Origin of the sequence: Actinoplanes sp. KI2, assembly GCF_025630775.1 — a bacterium.
Lineage (GTDB): Bacteria > Actinomycetota > Actinomycetes > Mycobacteriales > Micromonosporaceae > Actinoplanes.
Map to the genome: position 1 here is coordinate 36,172 of NZ_JAOSZE010000060.1, position 15,672 is coordinate 51,843.

The following is a 15,672-nucleotide window of genomic DNA, read 5'->3' on the forward strand; positions in this document are numbered from 1 at the left end:
GCAATGGAAGTGCGCGACCCGTTGCCGCGGTTCGCGGCCGGCCCTGTCGCGGCCGTGGCCGGCGTCTGCGTCGTGCTGCTCGCCGCCACCGCCGGCCGATATGGATACCACCGCGACGAGCTGTACTTCCGGATCCTCGGCCGGCACCTGTCGTGGGGCTATGTCGACGAGCCGCCGCTGACGCCGCTGCTCGGCCGGGTCAGCACCGCCGTCTTCGGCGACAACCTGGTGGCCTTCCGGATTCCGGCGATCCTTTGCGCCGCCGCCGCCGCCGCCGTGGTCGTCGTCGCGCTCATCGTTCGCGAGTTGGGCGGGGGCCGGGCCGCGCAGGTGCTGGCCACCGCCGGCCTGGCCACGACCGGCGCGGTCCTGCTCGGGCACACGCTGGCGACCGCGACCGTCGACGTGGTGTTCTGGCTGCTGACCATCCTGTTCGCCGGTCGGGCCCTGCTGCGCGGCCGGCCCCGCTGGTGGCTCGCCGTCGGCGTCACCGCCGGGCTCGGGTCGTACAACAAACAGCTCGTCGCGCTGTTGCTGGTCGCTCTGGTGGCCGGACTGCTGATCGCAGGGCCGCGGCGCGAGCTCCGTGAGCCGTGGCTGTGGGCGGGCCTGGCGATCGCCCTGCTGCTGGCCGCGCCGAACATCGTCTACCAGATCACCCACGGCTGGCCGCAGCTGGAGATGGCTCGCGCCATCGCCCGCAACAAGGGCCACGACGACCGGGTGACCTTCGTCCCGCTGCAGCTCGCGTTGGTCGGCCCGTCCGCCATCTGGATCATCGGGCTCGTCCGGGTCCTGCGCGACGAGGCCTGGCGGCCGGTGCGGGCGCTGGCCTGGGCGTACCTGGTGGCGTGCGTTCTGACCCTGGTGAGCGGCGGTCAGCCGTACTATCCGGTCGGGTTGTTGATCTTCTTGTTTGCGGCCGGCTCGGTCGTCGTCGCGCGCTGGGCCGGTCGCCGCCGCGCGCGCTGGGCCTGGCCGGTCGCCGCCGTGGTGCTGTCGGCCGCCGCGACGCTGGTGGTGGCACTGCCGCTGATCCCGGTGACCTCGGTGGGCTCGACCGGCGTGCCGGCGGCCAGTTCGGTGGTCGGCGACCAGATCGGCTGGCCGGTCTACGTGCGCGAGGTGGCCGAGATCGTGGCCGGCCTGCCCGCCGCCGAACGAGCCCACGCCGTGCTGCTGACTGCGAACTATGGCGAGGCGGGCGCGCTGGACAAGTACGGCCCCCGCTACCACCTACCGGCGGTCTACAGCGGGCACAACGAGCTCTACAACTACGGCCCGCCGCCGGACTCCGCGACCGTCGCGGTCGTCGTCGGCCTGGACCAGCCCTTCCTCGAGGGCGCCTTCGCGACCTGCGAGACCATGCGCGAGCTGGACAACCGGGTCGGCGTGGAGAACGAGGAGCAGGGCGATGTCACCGTCCGGGTCTGCCGCGGGCCACGGGAGCCGTGGCCCGCGCTGTGGCGGCGCTTCCAGCACTACGACTGAGGTCCTACCTGACCGCCAGCTCACCGAGCTCGGACCAGTCGTCCTGGCCGACGGTCTGGCTGATGATCTTCGGGGTGGCCACCAGGTACTGGGGGAGGTCCTGCTGGGCCTGCTTGAAGTGGGCCGAACCGACGTGCGCCGCGCCCGCGTCGCCGTCCCGGAACGCCTCCACCAGCACGTACTCCTGCGGGTTGTCCAGGCTGCGCGACCAGTCGAACCACAGGCAGCCGGCCTCGCCGCGGGTGGCCCGGGTGAACGGGCCGGCGATCTCCGGCCACTGCTCGGCGTGCTCCGGCTTGATCAGGAACTTGGCGGTAATGAAGATCATCGTTGTTCGCCTTTCGCGCGATCAGCCATCGGGGTTCCCTCCCCGGCGGCGCGGACGGACGCTGGGTGCATGAGCGGCAAGGGCGCTGGTCACCTCCAGTCGGTGGAACGGGCGATGTGCGTACTCGACCACATCGCCGCCTCGCCGGGTCCGGTGCCGGCCCGCGACGTCGCCCGGTCGCTCGGTCTCACCCTCCCTACGACTTACCACCTGCTGACCACCCTGGTCACGGGTGGCTACCTGGTTCATCTTCCCGAAGAGCACGCGTACGCGCTCGGTCACCGGGTCGACGACCTGGCCCGCGGCCTGTACCGGCAGATCGCGGTGCCGCCCGCGGTGCAGCGGGTCGCCGAGGTCGTGCACCAGCAGGCGCAGGCCGCGGCGTACTACGCGGCCCTGCGGGACGCCGAGATGATCGTCGCGCACGTCGCCGAGTGCCCGAAGCATCCCCGCATCCGGCCGATCGGCATCGGCTTCCATCAGGCGCCGCACGCGACCGCGTTCGGCAAGCTGATGCTGGCCACGCTCGCGCCGGCCGACCGGGAGGCGCTGCTGGACCACACCGGCACGCCGCGGGTGACGCCGGCCACGGTGACCGACCGGGCGCTGCTCTCCCGCCAGCTGCGCCAGGTGCACGACACCGGCCTGGCGGTCGAGGTGGACGAGTTCCAGTCCGGGCTCAGCTGCATGGCGGCGCCGGTGACGGACGCGGCCGGGCGGTTCGTCGGCGCGGTCGCGATCTCGATGCCGACCACCCGGCTGCGCGCCGACCGGTGGACGGCCGAGCGCGCCGTCCGCCTGGGCGCCGTGCGGGCGACCCGCGCCGTCGCGCTGCACCCGAACTGAACCCGGCCGGGCAGCCGTCGCGCAACCCCGGCCGACTGCCATGGATTGCGTGCAGCCGACGGCGAGGAAGCGGGACCATGGGTAGCCGGTTGATGCGTTTCCACCTGGCCGTCGCGGCCCTGGCCCTGACCGGATACTTCCTCGTGCCGGACGGCAGCACGCTGCAGATGATCTGGCAGGTCGCCATCGGGTGGTACGCGGCCGGGATGATCGTGGCGGGCATCCGGCACCGGCGCCCGCCCATGTCGGTGACGTGGTGGCTGTTCGCGCTCGGCGTCTTCGGCAACTCCAGCGGCATCCTCGTCGAGTGGATCCTGACCCGGACCAACACCGAGTGGGGCTTCCCGTCCTGGGCGGACGCCGCGTACCTCTCGCTCTACCCGGCCGTGGCGATGGGCATGCTGCTGCTGATCTGGAAGCGCACCCCGCACCGCGACTGGGCCAGCCTGCTCGACGCCACCACGATGACCACCGGCCTGGGCCTGCTCGCCTGGATCTTCATGGTCAAGCCGGCCGCGGCCGACGAGTCGATCGGGCTGTTCGGCCACATCATCAGCGTGGCCTACCCGGTCGGCGACATCGTGCTGCTGGCGATGACCGTCCGCCTGATGATCAGCGGCAGCGCCCGCAACGCCGCGTTCCGCCTGGTCTGTGCCGCGCTGCTGTGCTTCCTGGCCGGCGACGTCGCCTGGGCGGCGATCAATCAGGTGGCCTGGGAGCCCGGCCCGATGGCGCACAAGCTGCTCAGCGTGGTGTTCCTGGCCGGGTTCCTGTGCTTCGGCGCGGCGGCGGCCCACCCCGACATGCGCTCGCTGTCTCGCCCGGTCGCGCCGCGCTCGTGGCGGATCGGCCGGCCGCTGCTGCTGGCGCTCACCGTGGCGTCGCTGGTCGGGCCGGGGCTGCTGGTCGTGCAATCGGTCCTGCACCGGGTGCGCGGCGACGACGTGCTCTCCATCGCGCTCGGCTGCGTGGCGCTGTCCCTGCTGGTGGTGACCCGGATGTCGCAGCTGATCAGGCAGCTGGACGTGCAGACCGAGAAGGTCCGCGAGCTGGCGATCACCGACGAGTTGACCGGGCTGCCGAACCGGCGCGCCTGGAACATCGAGCTGCCGCGCACCATCGAGCGGATCCGGCGCACCCGCGACCCACTGACCGTCGCGATCATCGACATCGACCATTTCAAGCTTTTCAACGACGCGTACGGGCACCTGACCGGTGACCGGCTGCTGAAGGAGGCGGCGGCCGCCTGGCAGGACCAGCTGCGCACCGCGGACCACCTCGCCCGGTACGGCGGCGAGGAGTTCGTGGTGATGCTCCCGAACGCGACCGTCGAGCAGGCCTCCGAGATCGTCGACCGGATGCGGCTCGCGACCCCGCTCGGGCAGACGTTCTCGGCCGGCATCGCGCTCTGGAACGGGGCCGAGACCTCGGACGCGCTCACCGCCCGCGCCGACAAGGCGCTCTACGAGGCGAAGCGCGCCGGGCGCAATCGGATCGTCGAGGCCGGCCCGGCGGAGGCGCTGGCCGCCTAGCTTTATTACGTCCCGCGTAGTACGTTCGGCGTTATAACGCGGAACGGAGTACGGGATGGCTGACGAACTCGGTCGCTGGGCGGAGCCCGGCCTGCTGGTGCTGGCCAGCCTCGCCGACGGCGAGAAGCACGGCTACGCGATCACCACGGACATCGCCGCCGAGGTCGGCGTGACCCTCGGCCCGGGCACGCTGTACGCGGCGCTGGCCCGCCTCGAGGAGCGCGGGCTGATCGAGGGGCTGCCGGCCGAGGGGCGGCGCAGGCCTTACCGGCTGACCGCGGCCGGCGCCGCCGAACTGTCCGCCCAGGCGACGCGGATGCGAAAGCTCGCGGCGCTCAGCCTGGGCCGGCTGCGGGTGGAGACGGCGTGAGCGGCGCTCAGCCTGGGCCGGCTGCGGGTGGAAACGACGTGAGCGGCGCTCAGCCTGGGCCGGCTGCGGGTGGAAACGGCGTGAGCGGCGACGGCCGGCTGGTTCGGGTCTTGGTCGCCTGCTACCCGGCCGGGTGGCGCCGCCGGTACGGCGACGAGTATGCCCAGCTGCTGTGCGACCTGCGGATCCACCGCCGCCCCGGGCTGATCGCCGACTCGCTGCGCGGCGCGGTCCGCGCCCACGGAGGTGTGCTGATGAGAAATGCCGCACCGATGACGGTCGCCGTGTGGGCGGCCGGGCTGTTCACCGTCGCCGGTATCGGGTTCGCCAAGCTCGCCGAGGACATCGCCGGGGCCGGGCGGACGGCGTACACCATCGTGGTGTTGGCGGCGGGAGTGGCGCTCCTGGCCCTGGTGGCCGCGGCGGCGCCCAGCGGGATGGCGCTGCTGCGCGGTCGCGACGCCGGCGCATGGAAGTACGTGGCCGTGCCGTTCGCGGGCACGGCCCTCTGGTTCGGTGTCCTGGGTGTGGCGTCGGCGATCGGCGGCCCGCCCGGCTTCCTGCTGCTGGCGGCGGCCGGGATCGCGGTGGTCGCCGCGACGGCCTGGGCCGCCGGCACCGTCCTGCGCCGGGTGCCGGCCGAGCAGCCGCCGCGCCTGCGGCCGGTCGCGCTGATCACGGTTACCGGCGGCATGGCCCTGGCCACGGTGGCCGCGCTGATCTGGGGACTGCAGGTCCGCTCGACCGGCGGCCTGGGCTTCCTCGCGACGCCGCTGCTGCCGAGCTGGCTCGGCCTGATGGTGGCGCTGGGCGCGGCGACCGTGCTCGCCGGGGTGGCCGGCCGTCGCCAGCTGCGGGCCGCGTCATGATCCAGGCTGAGGAGTTGTCCAAATGGTACGGACGGCGACCGGCCGTACAGGGGCTGAGCTTCGCGGTCTCGCCCGGCCAGATCTGCGCGCTGCTCGGCCCGAACGGCGCCGGCAAGACGTCGACCATGCGGATGCTGGTCGGGCTGTCCCGCCCGGACGCCGGCGCGGTGCGGATCGCCGACCGTCCGGTGAGCCTGGGCGCGCCGGTGCTGCGCCGGGTCGGCGTGCTGATCGACGGACCGGCGTTCGTGCCGCACCTGACCGGCGCCGCCAACCTGCGGCTGCTGTGGCAGGCGGCCGGCCGGGACTGGCCGCCGCCCGGGCTGGACGACGCGCTCGACCTGGCCGGCCTGGGCGCGGCGCTCGACCGCCGGGTCAAGGGCTATTCGATGGGCATGAAGCAGCGGCTGACGCTCGCCCAGGCGCTGATGCGGCAACCGGACGTGCTGGTGCTGGACGAGCCGGCCACCGGGCTCGACCCGGCCGAGGTGCGGGCGCTGCGCCGGCACCTCGCCGCCCGGGCCGCCGCCGGGGCGACCGTGCTGATCTCCAGCCACCAGCTCGCCGAGGTGCAGATGCTGGCCAGCCATCTCGTCGTGATGAACCGCGGGACGCTGGTCGCCGCCGGGGCGCTCGACGACCTGCTCGGCGGGGTCGGGTCGCTCGAGGACGCCTACCTCACGATGATCGAGGGGAGCGACCGTGCTGCGCGTTGAGGCGTTGATCGAGGGGAGCGGCCGTGCTGCGCGTTGAGGCGTTGATCGAGGGGAGCGGCCGTGCTGCGCGTCGAGGCGTTGATCGAGGGGAGCGGCCGTGCTGCGCGTTGAGCTCACCGCCCAGCTGATGCGGCTGCGCACGCTGATCGCGCTGCTCGGCCTGGCCGCGATCCCGGTGGCCGCCGGGGTGTCGTTCGCCTCCTCGGCCGGGCACCGCAACGGCAACCAGGGCGGCCTGTTCGGGGCGTCGCCGTACTCGGCGCTGAACCACGACATGGCCGGCCTGGAGTTCGCCGGCCCGCTGCTGCTGCCGATCGTGGTGGCGCTGCTGGCCACCGCGATCGCCTCGGCCGACCGGGACTGGGGCGTGCTGCGCTACCTTTACGTCGCGCCGGTCACCCGGGCCCGCCTGCTGGCGGCCAAGCTCGCGGCCGCCGCCGTTGCGACCGGCGCCGCCCTCGGCTGCGTCCTCGCCGCCGGGCTCGCGGTCGGCTCGATCATCTTCGGCTGGCACCCGTTCCACGTGATCGGCGCGCCTAACCTCAGCACCGGCGAGACGACCGGCCGGGTCCTCGCGGCCACCGGCTACACGCTGCTGTGCCTGCTCGCGATGGCGGCGATCGCGCTGACCCTCGGGCTGCTGCTGCCGCGCGGCGCCGAGGCCCTGGCCGCGTCGGTCGGGTTCGTCGTGGTGGCGAGCATCCTCAACGGCCAGTCCGGCCTGCATGCGCTCGCGGTGGCGCTGCCGGTGCACTACTGGCAGAACTGGGTCGGGCTGTTCGACCCGGCCGGGGCGTCCGGGCTCATGCTCGGGGTCGCCGTTCAGGCTGGTTGGATCGCGGGGTGCGTGGCGGCCTGCTGGGTCATCCTGCGGCGCCGGGACCCGGCAGCCTGACCCTGTCGCGGTTCTCCTTCACGACGACCAGGGAGCCGCCCAGGTGCACGACGAACACCGCGAGCGAGGCGATGGCCGCCGCCACGGCCATGTCGCTCGGGTGATCCAGGCCGACCACGACCGCGCCCGCGGCGAGCGCCAGGCCGACGCGACGGTCGAAGAACAGGAGAATGGCGTACGCGATGGCAAATGCGGCCGTGGCCGGCGGGACCGTTCGATGCTGGTCGAGGTGCGCGAGGCCGCGGGCCAGGCCGTAGGCGACCAGCGGGGCGGCGGCGAGCAGGACGACCGGCCGGACGCGGCGCCGGCGCAGAGCCAGCACGGCGACGACACCGGCGATGGCGTAGACGACGTAGGCGAGATCGGCGGCGGTGGAGTCCAGCACCGCATCGATCTCAGGGGAGACCTGGAACCACACGCCGACACTCTGGTGACGTGAACCTAAGAATTTGCTGAATGCCTAGGTCGTGGCCGTTCGGGTGCGGTTCATCCCCCGTCGGGCACGATCCGGTAGCCGGCGCCGCGCACGGTCTCGATCGATGCCCGGCCGAACGGATGGTCGATCTTCTTGCGCAGGTAGCCGATGTAGACCTCGACGATGTTCGGGTCGCCGGCGAAGTGCGCGTCCCAGACGTTCTCCAGGATCGCCCGCTTGGTGACCGCCTGACCCTGGTGCCGCAGGAGAAACTCGAGCATCGCGAACTCCCGCGGGGTCACCGCGACCGCCTCACCGCCGCGCCACACCTTCCGCTGGCCGGGATCGAGCGACAGGTCGCCGGCGGCGAGCACGGCCGGCCGCTCGGGCGCGCCGCGCCGGATCAGCGCCCGCAGCCGGGCGATCAGCACGACGAACGAGAACGGCTTGGTCAGATAGTCGTCGGCGCCCAGGTCGAACGCGTCGGCCTGGTCGTACTCGCCGTCCTTCGCGGTCAGCATCAGGATCGGGGTCCACACCTCCCGCGCCCGCAACTGCCGGCACACCTCGTAGCCGCTCAGTCCCGGCAGCATGATGTCCAGCACGATCACGTCGTACGCCCCGTGCGGCGTCTCGGTGGCCTGCCACAGCCCGTCGACCCCGTCGTGCACCACGTCGACGACGAACCCGGCACCGGTCAGCCCGTCCCGCAGCGTCTCGGCCAGGCCGACCTCGTCCTCCACCACCAGCATCCGCATGCGTCAAGCGTGACCCCAGTCCTGCTGAAAATGTGCTGAAGGACCCGGCGCGGCGAGCCGTGCCGCGGATACCGTGGCGGCCATGCTCGTCTCCGTCCGCCGCCGCCTGGGCGTACGGCTGCGGTCCGCCCTCGCCGCGGCGGTCGTCGTCGCGATCGTCTCGCTGCTGGCCGGGGTGGTGCTGCTGGTGACCGCGCGCAGCATCCTGCGGGAGAACATCGGCACCGCGGCCAACGACCGGGCCGCCCAGGTCGCCGCCGCGCTGAAGGCCGGGTCGGACCTGCCGACCCTGCTGCGCCCGTCGGCCCGCGACCGCACGGTGGTCCAGGTGGTCGACCCGTCCGGCGCGGTGGTGGGCGCGTCGGACGCCCTGGCCGGGCAGAGCGCGATCTCGTCGATGCGGCCGTCGGCGGGGGCCCGGTCGAAGGAGGAGCGGCGCCTGCCGGGCGACCACGACGAGCCGTTCTGGATCGTCGCCGAGGGCGTGACCACCTCGGCCGGCGCCCGTACAGTCCTGGTGGCCGAGTCGATGGACACGGTCGACGACGCGATCGGTGCGTTGATCGTGGCGCTCCTGCTCGGCCTGCCGCTGCTGACCCTGGCCACCGGCTGCGCCGCGTTCCTGTTCGTCGGCCGCACCCTGCGCCCGGTCGAGGCGATGCGCCGCCAGGCCGCGTCGATCACCTCCCGCAACCTGCACGAGCGCCTGCCGGTCCCGGCCGCCGACGACGAGATCGCCGCACTGGCCTCGACCATGAACACCATGCTCGACCGGATCGAGGCGTCCTCGGCGGCCCAGCGCCGTTTCGTCGGCGACGCCAGCCACGAGCTGCGCAGCCCGCTGGCCACCGTGCAGGCCAACGCGGACCTGCTGGAGGCGGCCGAACTGCCGTCGCCGGCGGCGCGGTCGGTGGTGCGGATCCGTACCGAGAGCGCGCGGATGGCCCGCCTGGTCGAGGACCTGCTGCTGCTCGCCCGGGTGGACAACGACGAGCTGCGGCTGCACCGCCAGGACGTCGATCTCGACGACCTGGCCTACACGGAACACGAACGCCTGGCGGAGATGAAACCAGAGCTTGCGGTACGCGCTGCCGTCGAGCCGGTCCGGGTGACCGGCGACGCCGACGCGCTGTTGCGAGTGGTCCGCAACCTGGTCGACAACGCGGCCCGGCACGCCGCACACTGCCTGACGATCACCGTCGGCACCCACGACCACTGGGCCGAGATCGTGATCGGCAACGACGGCCCACCGATCTCCGCCGCCGACCGCGACCGCATCTTCGACCGTTTCGTCCGTCTGGACGACAGCCGCTCCCGGGCCGGCGGCGGCACGGGCCTCGGCTTGTCGATCGCCCGCGACATAGTCCAGGCCCACGGCGGCACCCTGACCGTCGACGACCTGACCGAGGGCGCAGCGATGCGGATCCGGCTGCCCCTACCATTCAACGAATCTTCAGGTGCGCGCTTATAGGTTGGGCCGCCATGACTGCTCTCGACCCACGCCAGCTGACGACGGCGCTGGGCCTGCTCGGCATAGTCACCGCCTCAGCCATCCCGATCGGCCTGGAGCTGCTCCGGTCCCGCGCCCGCTCCCTTGCCCACCGCCACTCGCCGTCCGATTTCCTCTCCCGTCAACGCTCGCGCTCCGGTTCGCGGTCGTCCGAGCGTTCGCGCTGCGGTTCGCTGTCGTCCGCGCGTTCGCAGCCCGGTTTGCTGTCGTCCGAGCGTTCGCAGCCCGGTTTGCTGTCGTCCGCGCGTTCGCAGCCCGGTTCTCGCTCCCTCCGGCGCTCGCCGTCCGGTTCTCTGTTCTCCCTGCGCTCGCAGGCCCGTTTTTCCTCGCGCCGGCGCTCGCTCTCCCACGGCTGCGACCGTCTGCGCGGTTGACCGTCTGCGCGGTTGACCGGGTGCGCGGTTGACCGGGTGCGCGGCTGACCGGGTGGGCTGCTAGCCGCGTCCTCAGGTCGGGGACGGCGCGACCGATACGGGTGCCATGCGCGCTCACCCTGCCCTGCTCGGACTCGCCGCAGTGGCCGCACTGAGCGGCTGCGCCGCCACGGTCGGCACCACTACCGGCACCATGGCCGTCGCCAAGCCGGCCCCCTCGGTCAAGGTGTCGCCCAGCCCGATGCGGGTCATCACCATCGCGATCCCGAAGGCGACCTCGGCCCCGCCCACGCTCCGCAACACCGGCACCTCCTGGACGCCGATCCTCACCTCGCTCTCCGCCTACGGCCAATGGCTGCTCGCCAACCCCAACCCGGCCTTGGTCGGCACGGTCGCCACCCCCGGCTGCGCCGCCGCGAACCTGCTCAGCGACCAGATCGCCGGCCTGCTCGGCAGCCGCACCTACGTCAAGACCGCTCCGGCCACGATCACCAGCGTGCTCGGTCCGTCCCCGGCGCCCGCGTCCAGCCTGCCCCTGGGGACCGGCAGCCAGGTGGTCCTGCAGGTGATCGCCTCCCGTCCGGCCGAGCCGGTGGTGAGCCGCGCCAACGGCAAGACGATCAGCACCTTCGGCGCCTACCCGCAGTCCGCTCTGGAGGTGACCCTCAACCTCGGAGCCGACAAGCACTGGCGCCTCTGCTCAGTCGAGGACACGGCTGACGCCGGCGCCACCGACGACCCCTCCGTCCCGCTGATCTGACCCGCTCGGCCTGCGTGTGCCGGCCCTGTCCGCATCCTGTGCTGACTGCTCGGCCTGCGCTGACTGCTCGGCCTGTGCTGACTGCTCGGCCTGTGCTGACTGCTCGGCCTGTGCTGACTGCTCGGCCTGTGCTGACTGCTCGGCCTGTGCTGACTGCTCGGCCTGCGCTGACTGCTCGGCCTGCGCTGACTGCTCGGCCTGCGCTGACTGCTCGGCCTGCGCTGACTGCTCGGCCTGCGCTGACTGCTCGGCCTGCGCTGACTGCTCGGCCTGCGCTGACTGCTCGGCCTGTGCTGACTGCTCGGCCTGTGCTGACTGCTCGGCCCGGTGCTGCTGCTCGGCCTGTGCTGACTGCTCGGCCCGGTGCTGCTGCTCGGCCTTTCCTGTCTGCTTGGCCCTGTGCTGACTGCTTTTGCTGTGTGCTTGGCCCTGCGCTGCTACTCCCGTGCTGCTGGTCGGCCTCTGCTGTCTGTTCGGCCCTTTGCTTGGTGCCTCTCCTGTGGGTGCCGGCCGGGCAAGACGTGCTGATACGGCCGTTGCCGGCCCGCCGGGCGCCACACTGTGCATCCGGCGAGCCGGTTTACTGCAATCGGGGCGTTCTTATGCGAGTTAACTGGTGCGTTTGTCTTCGATGTGGGTGATGGTCAGGTCTCGGGCGTCCTGGTCGCGTTTTGAGCGGCCGGTGAGACCCACCGCCAGGTTGAGGTTGTCGTCCTCCTGAGAGATCTCGCTCGGGGCGACGTAGGTCAGCACGTCCGAATGGTGGCCCGTGACCACCCAACCGGGAGCTGACTCCAGGGTGATAGTGCCGAAATCCGCGGAAGGGCTGCCCGGCTGGACCGGCCCGAACTCGCGGAGGACCGCCACGGCCTGCTCGGCCAGGTCGTCGCCGGGCTCGACGAGGATCACGCAGGTGCCGTGCTTGAACAGCACCCACGACTTCTCGTCGCCGACGATGATCTGCCGCCAGGTCACCACCAACGGATCTGTTTCCGCCATGCGGTCCGCCTTTCATTGCTTGAGGTGCGATCGCAGTATGCCCGCCGGGTACGACAGTTTTCCGCCTCGCCGACCGCGACGCCTCCACAATGGCCGAACCGTGAGGTGGATCCGTGGCGCCGTGGCCGAGAGCCGGCCTCCACAAGCCGACGGGCGCCACGGACTGTCCTTGTGTGGCCGACCCCCGGCGTACGGGAATGGCTGCCGACGCCCGATCACTCAGAGGGAGCACGATCCTGGCGGCCGCGCGGAGCGCGAGGCGCCGCGCGGCCGGGGACATGGTCAGTTGAGGGTGGCGGATACGGACGGGTACCAGCGGTTGGCGATCTTCACGTTGCCGGCGTCGTTGGGGTGGACTCCGTCGTAGGTGTCGGTGGCGTCGTCGAAGCCGGTCCACTGGTCGACGACGGTGATCGGCGAGGCCGCGGTCGTCAGGGAGGTTGCCCACGCGGGGATCGCGGCGTTCAGGTTGACCACCCGGGCGGCGCATTCGGCGCAGGTGCTCGGGTTCATCGGGATGATCTGGGCGACCAGGATCTTCATGCGCGGGCTTGACGCGCGCATCTGTCCGACCAGCGTGGTGTACGCGGCGAGGATCGTCGAGGTCGGGATGTTGCTCCAGACATCGTTCGTGCCGAAATGCATCATGACCACGTCGGGCTTGGTCGCGGATAGCCAGCCGACCAGCAGGTTCTGGTTCGCGACGTTGGTGACCAGATAGCCGCCGTGGCCCTCGTTCTCGCCGTCGTAGGTGAAGCCGCAACCCTGCGGGGGGAGCGTGCCGACGAAGTCGACCTTGGCGGCCGGCAGCATCTGCCAGAGCAGGGCCCGCCAGCAGCCGGGCGAGCCGGTGATCGAGTCGCCGAGCGCCATGATCTTCACGGGCGCGCCGGACGGGGGAGTCGTCGGGGCGGTGGTGGGCGGTGTGGTTGGCGTCGTAGTGGGTGCGGTTGTCGGTGTGGTGGTGGGCGTTGTGGTCGGCGGGGTGGTGGATACCGCGCCGGTGCAGGTCACGCCGTTGAGGGTGAAGGACGACGGGACCGGGTTCGACCCGGTCCACGAACCGTTGAAGCCGAACGACGCCGTCCCGTTGGTGGCGATCGCGTTGTTCCAGGCGGCATTGCGCACCGTGACGGTGGAGCCGGACTGGGCCACTGTGCCGTTCCATAGTTGGGTGACGGTCTGTCCGGCCGAGAAGGAGAAGACCAGCGACCATCCGTTGATCGGGTCGCCGAGGTTCGTGACGTCCACGGCGGCGCCGAAGCCGCCCGGCCATTGGCTTGAGATCGTGTACTTCACCTGGCAGCCGGCCGCGGCCGAGGCTTGGCCGGCGGTGACCACTGCGCTGCCGGCCAGCAGTGTCGCAGCGGTGGCGAGGATCGCCAGTCTTCGTCGGGTCATGGTTGTTCCTCCCGGAGGACGCGGGATGTGGGTGGGGAACTGGACTTGCCGGGGGCGAATCGTGATGGGAGCGCTCCCATTGATGACTGTAAATCTTAGTGGCCGAGCGTGGCCAGTGGGCGCGGCGACCCGCGGGGGCGTCTGTATGGGTAGGGCCGGTGCCTGCACGGGTGGGTCGTGGAGCGGACCGGGGGTCGGGGCTGGTGCTTGCAGGTGGGTCCTGGAGCGGACGGGGAGTGGGGGGCAGGCGCCTGCGCGGCTGGGTGGTGGAGCCGGCGGGGAGTCGAGGTAGGTGTCTGCGCGGCTGGGTGGTGGAGCGGGCCAGGAGTCGGGGCGAGGCGGCGGGGCATTGCGCTCAGCGCTCCGCGGCCAGTTGCGGCACGGCGCTACGCGTCGGGGGATCGGCGGGTCGGAGGCGGGCTGCCAGGCGGGGCTCTATCAGGAAGGTGGCCAGGCCGCCGGCGGCGATGGCGGTCGCCAGCAGGGCCGACTCGCGCAGGAAGCTGGTCAGCATGAGGCTGCCGATCAGGGCACCGACGGTGATGCCGACGTTGAACGCCGTGGACGTGCCGGCCGCGGCCATGTCGGTGCTGCCGGGCGCTACCTGCAACACGCGGGTGCCGAGCACGGTCACCATGCCGGACAGCGCGGTGCTCGCGGCAGCGATGGCGGCGATGGCGAGCGGCGGGTCGGCGGAGAACGCGTACAGGGCGGCCAGCGCGGCGGTCTCCAACGCGGTGAGTGCCACCAGGGCGTGCCAGGTCCGGCGCTCCGCGACGAAGCCGGCGGCCGTCGCGCCGGCCAGCCCGGCGATGCCGCGGATCAGCAGGATCGGGCTGATCGACGCGTCGCGGACACCGGTGACTCCGGTGAGGAACGGGGTGATGACAGTGATCGCGATGAACGCGCCGGTCACCGTGACGGCGACGGCGACCACCAGGGTGCGATAGCGGGTGCGGTCGGGGGCAGTGCCGCGGTCGGCATGGCGGGAGCCCGGTGGCGCCGACGGCATCAGGGTGATGATCACGGTGGCGATGGCCAGGCCGACCACGGACAGCGCCAGGAAGGGGACGCGCCAGCCGGCCTGCTGGCCGAGCCAGGTGCCGGCCGGAACGCCCAGTAGCGGGCCGGCGGAACTGCCGGCATACAGCACCGCGATAGCGCGCCCGCGGGACTGCAGGGCAAAGAGCGACGCCGCGGCCGGGGTGACGACCGCCCAGAAGACCGCCTGACTGAGTGCGGCGAGGACGCGGCCGGCCAGCAGGGTGGGATAGGCGGGGGCGAGCGCCGAGATGGTGGTGGCGACGGCTGCCGTGAGGATGAGCGTGGCGAGCAGGCGGCGGCGTGACCAGCGGTGGGTGAGGCGGGTCAGCGGGATCGTGGCGATGACGACCACCAAGCCGTACGCCGTGACCAGCAGGCCGACCGAGGAATCGGTGACCTGGACACCGTCGGCGATCTGTGGCAGGAGCCCGATGGGCAGGGTCTCGACGGTGACGTAGAAGAACGTGGAGACCGCGAGGGCCGTCAGGACGATTCGTTCTCGCATGCTTCCTCCTTGCCGTCATTTTGGTGGTAGCCACGATGGACGCTACCACCGTTCTTCGTTATGGTGGAAGCATGGAACGGCGGAACGCGGACTGGACGAACCCGGACTGGCGGTTCGTGGGCGGGCACCGGGCGCTCGACCTGGCTAATTCGGTGGCGCCGCGCCCGCCGGGGCCGGTGGAGCGTGACTATCTGTCCGATCCGGACGCCCTGCTGGAGTGGGCAGAGCGCGCCGAGATCGTCGACGCGGCCGAGGCTGAGAGGGTCTCGCGAGCGTGGCGGCCGGAGTTTGTCTTCGCCGAGGTGCTCGAGTTGCGGGCGATGGTCGACGACGTGCTGGCCGGGCGGCGGCTCGATGAGCTCGGCCGGCGCTGGGCCGAGGCGATGGGGCGGGCCGAGCTGGTGCCGGGCGACAGCGGGGCGGCCACGCTGGTGGTCGGGGCCGATCCCGGGATGATGATCGGCGACCGGCTGGCCGACGCGATGGTCGACCTGGTGCGTAATGTCGACCTGAGCCGCCTTCGGGAGTGCCCGGTGCCGGAGGGCGGGTGCGGGTGGCTGTTCCTCGACCGCAGCCGGAATCAGTCCCGCAAATGGTGCACGATGGACGATTGCGGCACACACGCGAAGTCCAAACGCTTGACCGAACGCCGCCGCGCAAGCCGCTGACCAGGACGGCCGCGGTGCGGGGACGGCCGCGGTGCGGGGACGGCCGCGGTGCGGGGGCGGCCGTGGTGCGGGGGCGGCCGTGGTGCGGGGGCGGCCGTGGTGCGGGGGCGGCCGTGGTGCGGGGGCGGCCGCGGTGCGGGGACGGCCGTGGTGCGGGGACGGCCGTGGTGCGGGGACGGCCGTGGTGCGGG

At 72.1% G+C, this 15,672-nt stretch carries 17 protein-coding genes; 11 read left to right on the forward strand and 6 right to left on the reverse strand.

Annotated elements, in window-relative coordinates; genetic code table 11:
• The first annotated feature begins 3 nt into the window (after positions 1-3).
• Positions 4-1,491 (forward strand): glycosyltransferase family 39 protein, encoded by a 1,488-nt coding sequence (locus ODJ79_RS41410; protein ID WP_263029190.1) that lies wholly within the window; start codon positions 4-6, stop codon positions 1,489-1,491.
• A 4-nt stretch (positions 1,492-1,495) separates the two neighbouring features.
• Here the strand turns inward: ODJ79_RS41410 and ODJ79_RS41415 are convergent, their stop codons facing one another.
• Positions 1,496-1,819, reverse strand: a complete 324-nt coding sequence (locus ODJ79_RS41415; RefSeq protein WP_263029191.1) for a putative quinol monooxygenase — start codon at positions 1,817-1,819, stop codon at positions 1,496-1,498.
• A 69-nt stretch (positions 1,820-1,888) separates the two neighbouring features.
• On the opposite strand from ODJ79_RS41415, the gene ODJ79_RS41420 reads away from it, so the two are divergent.
• The 6 genes from ODJ79_RS41420 to ODJ79_RS41445 all read left to right on the forward strand — a co-directional run bounded on the left by ODJ79_RS41420 (position 1,889) and on the right by ODJ79_RS41445 (position 7,047).
• The gene (locus ODJ79_RS41420) at positions 1,889-2,665 is read left to right on the forward strand and encodes an IclR family transcriptional regulator (protein WP_263029192.1); all 777 of its coding nucleotides are present in this window, start codon (positions 1,889-1,891) and stop codon (positions 2,663-2,665) included.
• Between the two features lie 77 nt (positions 2,666-2,742).
• Entirely contained in the window at positions 2,743-4,197 is a 1,455-nt protein-coding gene (locus ODJ79_RS41425; protein ID WP_263029193.1) for a GGDEF domain-containing protein, read from the forward strand.
• A gap of 55 nt (positions 4,198-4,252) precedes the next feature.
• A complete protein-coding gene (locus tag ODJ79_RS41430; protein ID WP_263029194.1) occupies positions 4,253-4,567 on the forward strand; it encodes a PadR family transcriptional regulator in 315 nt (104 codons plus the stop codon).
• A gap of 80 nt (positions 4,568-4,647) precedes the next feature.
• Positions 4,648-5,436: a hypothetical protein gene (locus ODJ79_RS41435; protein ID WP_263029195.1), complete on the forward strand. Its 789-nt coding sequence runs from the start codon at positions 4,648-4,650 to the stop codon at positions 5,434-5,436.
• Positions 5,433-6,152: an ABC transporter ATP-binding protein gene (locus tag ODJ79_RS41440; protein WP_263029196.1), complete on the forward strand. Its 720-nt coding sequence runs from the start codon at positions 5,433-5,435 to the stop codon at positions 6,150-6,152. Before ODJ79_RS41435 ends, ODJ79_RS41440 begins: the two co-directional genes overlap by 4 nt.
• A gap of 97 nt (positions 6,153-6,249) precedes the next feature.
• Positions 6,250-7,047 (forward strand): ABC transporter permease subunit, encoded by a 798-nt coding sequence (locus tag ODJ79_RS41445; RefSeq protein ID WP_263029197.1) that lies wholly within the window; start codon positions 6,250-6,252, stop codon positions 7,045-7,047.
• Here the strand turns inward: ODJ79_RS41445 and ODJ79_RS41450 are convergent.
• The gene (locus ODJ79_RS41450; RefSeq protein WP_263029198.1) at positions 7,016-7,465 is read right to left on the reverse strand and encodes a hypothetical protein; all 450 of its coding nucleotides are present in this window, start codon (positions 7,463-7,465) and stop codon (positions 7,016-7,018) included. The two genes, ODJ79_RS41445 and ODJ79_RS41450, sit on opposite strands and share 32 nt — an antisense overlap.
• 68 nt (positions 7,466-7,533) lie before the next feature.
• Positions 7,534-8,220: a response regulator transcription factor gene (locus ODJ79_RS41455; protein ID WP_263029199.1), complete on the reverse strand. Its 687-nt coding sequence runs from the start codon at positions 8,218-8,220 to the stop codon at positions 7,534-7,536.
• 82 nt (positions 8,221-8,302) lie between these two features.
• On the opposite strand from ODJ79_RS41455, the gene ODJ79_RS41460 reads away from it, so the two are divergent.
• The 3 genes from ODJ79_RS41460 (at position 8,303) to ODJ79_RS41470 (ending at position 10,864) form a co-directional block, all read left to right on the forward strand.
• Positions 8,303-9,691, forward strand: a complete 1,389-nt coding sequence (locus ODJ79_RS41460; protein WP_263029200.1) for a sensor histidine kinase — start codon at positions 8,303-8,305, stop codon at positions 9,689-9,691.
• 11 nt (positions 9,692-9,702) lie between these two features.
• Complete coding sequence (locus ODJ79_RS41465) at positions 9,703-10,104, forward strand: hypothetical protein (protein ID WP_263029201.1); 402 nt, start codon at positions 9,703-9,705, stop codon at positions 10,102-10,104.
• Between the two features lie 106 nt (positions 10,105-10,210).
• Complete coding sequence (locus ODJ79_RS41470; RefSeq protein ID WP_263029202.1) at positions 10,211-10,864, forward strand: hypothetical protein; 654 nt, start codon at positions 10,211-10,213, stop codon at positions 10,862-10,864.
• Positions 10,865-11,473: 609 nt separating this feature from the next.
• Here the strand turns inward: ODJ79_RS41470 and ODJ79_RS41475 are convergent.
• From ODJ79_RS41475 to ODJ79_RS41485, 3 genes are all read right to left on the reverse strand, one after another.
• A complete protein-coding gene (locus tag ODJ79_RS41475; RefSeq protein WP_263029203.1) occupies positions 11,474-11,863 on the reverse strand; it encodes a hypothetical protein in 390 nt (129 codons plus the stop codon).
• A 282-nt stretch (positions 11,864-12,145) separates the two neighbouring features.
• Positions 12,146-13,264, reverse strand: a complete 1,119-nt coding sequence (locus ODJ79_RS41480; RefSeq protein ID WP_263029204.1) for a cellulose binding domain-containing protein — start codon at positions 13,262-13,264, stop codon at positions 12,146-12,148.
• Positions 13,265-13,619: 355 nt separating this feature from the next.
• Positions 13,620-14,813: an MFS transporter gene (locus tag ODJ79_RS41485; RefSeq protein ID WP_263029205.1), complete on the reverse strand. Its 1,194-nt coding sequence runs from the start codon at positions 14,811-14,813 to the stop codon at positions 13,620-13,622.
• Positions 14,814-14,884: 71 nt separating this feature from the next.
• Here ODJ79_RS41485 and ODJ79_RS41490 point away from each other — a divergent pair, with 71 nt between their 5' ends.
• Complete coding sequence (locus tag ODJ79_RS41490; RefSeq protein WP_263029206.1) at positions 14,885-15,481, forward strand: CGNR zinc finger domain-containing protein; 597 nt, start codon at positions 14,885-14,887, stop codon at positions 15,479-15,481.
• Positions 15,482-15,672 lie beyond the last annotated feature (191 nt).

What these genes read in the sequence shown, in the direction of transcription:
- ODJ79_RS41490 (WP_263029206.1), top strand. Translation starts at nt 14,885, where the DNA reads ATGGAACGGCGGAACGCGGACTGGACGAACCCGGACTGGCGGTTCGTG.
- ODJ79_RS41415 (WP_263029191.1), bottom strand. Translation starts at nt 1,819, where the DNA reads ATGATCTTCATTACCGCCAAGTTCCTGATCAAGCCGGAGCACGCCGAG.
- ODJ79_RS41470 (WP_263029202.1), top strand. Translation starts at nt 10,211, where the DNA reads ATGCGCGCTCACCCTGCCCTGCTCGGACTCGCCGCAGTGGCCGCACTG.
- ODJ79_RS41485 (WP_263029205.1), bottom strand. Translation starts at nt 14,813, where the DNA reads ATGCGAGAACGAATCGTCCTGACGGCCCTCGCGGTCTCCACGTTCTTC.
- ODJ79_RS41460 (WP_263029200.1), top strand. Translation starts at nt 8,303, where the DNA reads ATGCTCGTCTCCGTCCGCCGCCGCCTGGGCGTACGGCTGCGGTCCGCC.
- ODJ79_RS41430 (WP_263029194.1), top strand. Translation starts at nt 4,253, where the DNA reads ATGGCTGACGAACTCGGTCGCTGGGCGGAGCCCGGCCTGCTGGTGCTG.
- ODJ79_RS41480 (WP_263029204.1), bottom strand. Translation starts at nt 13,264, where the DNA reads ATGACCCGACGAAGACTGGCGATCCTCGCCACCGCTGCGACACTGCTG.
- ODJ79_RS41455 (WP_263029199.1), bottom strand. Translation starts at nt 8,220, where the DNA reads ATGCGGATGCTGGTGGTGGAGGACGAGGTCGGCCTGGCCGAGACGCTG.
- ODJ79_RS41425 (WP_263029193.1), top strand. Translation starts at nt 2,743, where the DNA reads ATGGGTAGCCGGTTGATGCGTTTCCACCTGGCCGTCGCGGCCCTGGCC.
- ODJ79_RS41420 (WP_263029192.1), top strand. Translation starts at nt 1,889, where the DNA reads ATGAGCGGCAAGGGCGCTGGTCACCTCCAGTCGGTGGAACGGGCGATG.
- ODJ79_RS41465 (WP_263029201.1), top strand. Translation starts at nt 9,703, where the DNA reads ATGACTGCTCTCGACCCACGCCAGCTGACGACGGCGCTGGGCCTGCTC.
- ODJ79_RS41440 (WP_263029196.1), top strand. Translation starts at nt 5,433, where the DNA reads ATGATCCAGGCTGAGGAGTTGTCCAAATGGTACGGACGGCGACCGGCC.
- ODJ79_RS41475 (WP_263029203.1), bottom strand. Translation starts at nt 11,863, where the DNA reads ATGGCGGAAACAGATCCGTTGGTGGTGACCTGGCGGCAGATCATCGTC.
- ODJ79_RS41410 (WP_263029190.1), top strand. Translation starts at nt 4, where the DNA reads ATGGAAGTGCGCGACCCGTTGCCGCGGTTCGCGGCCGGCCCTGTCGCG.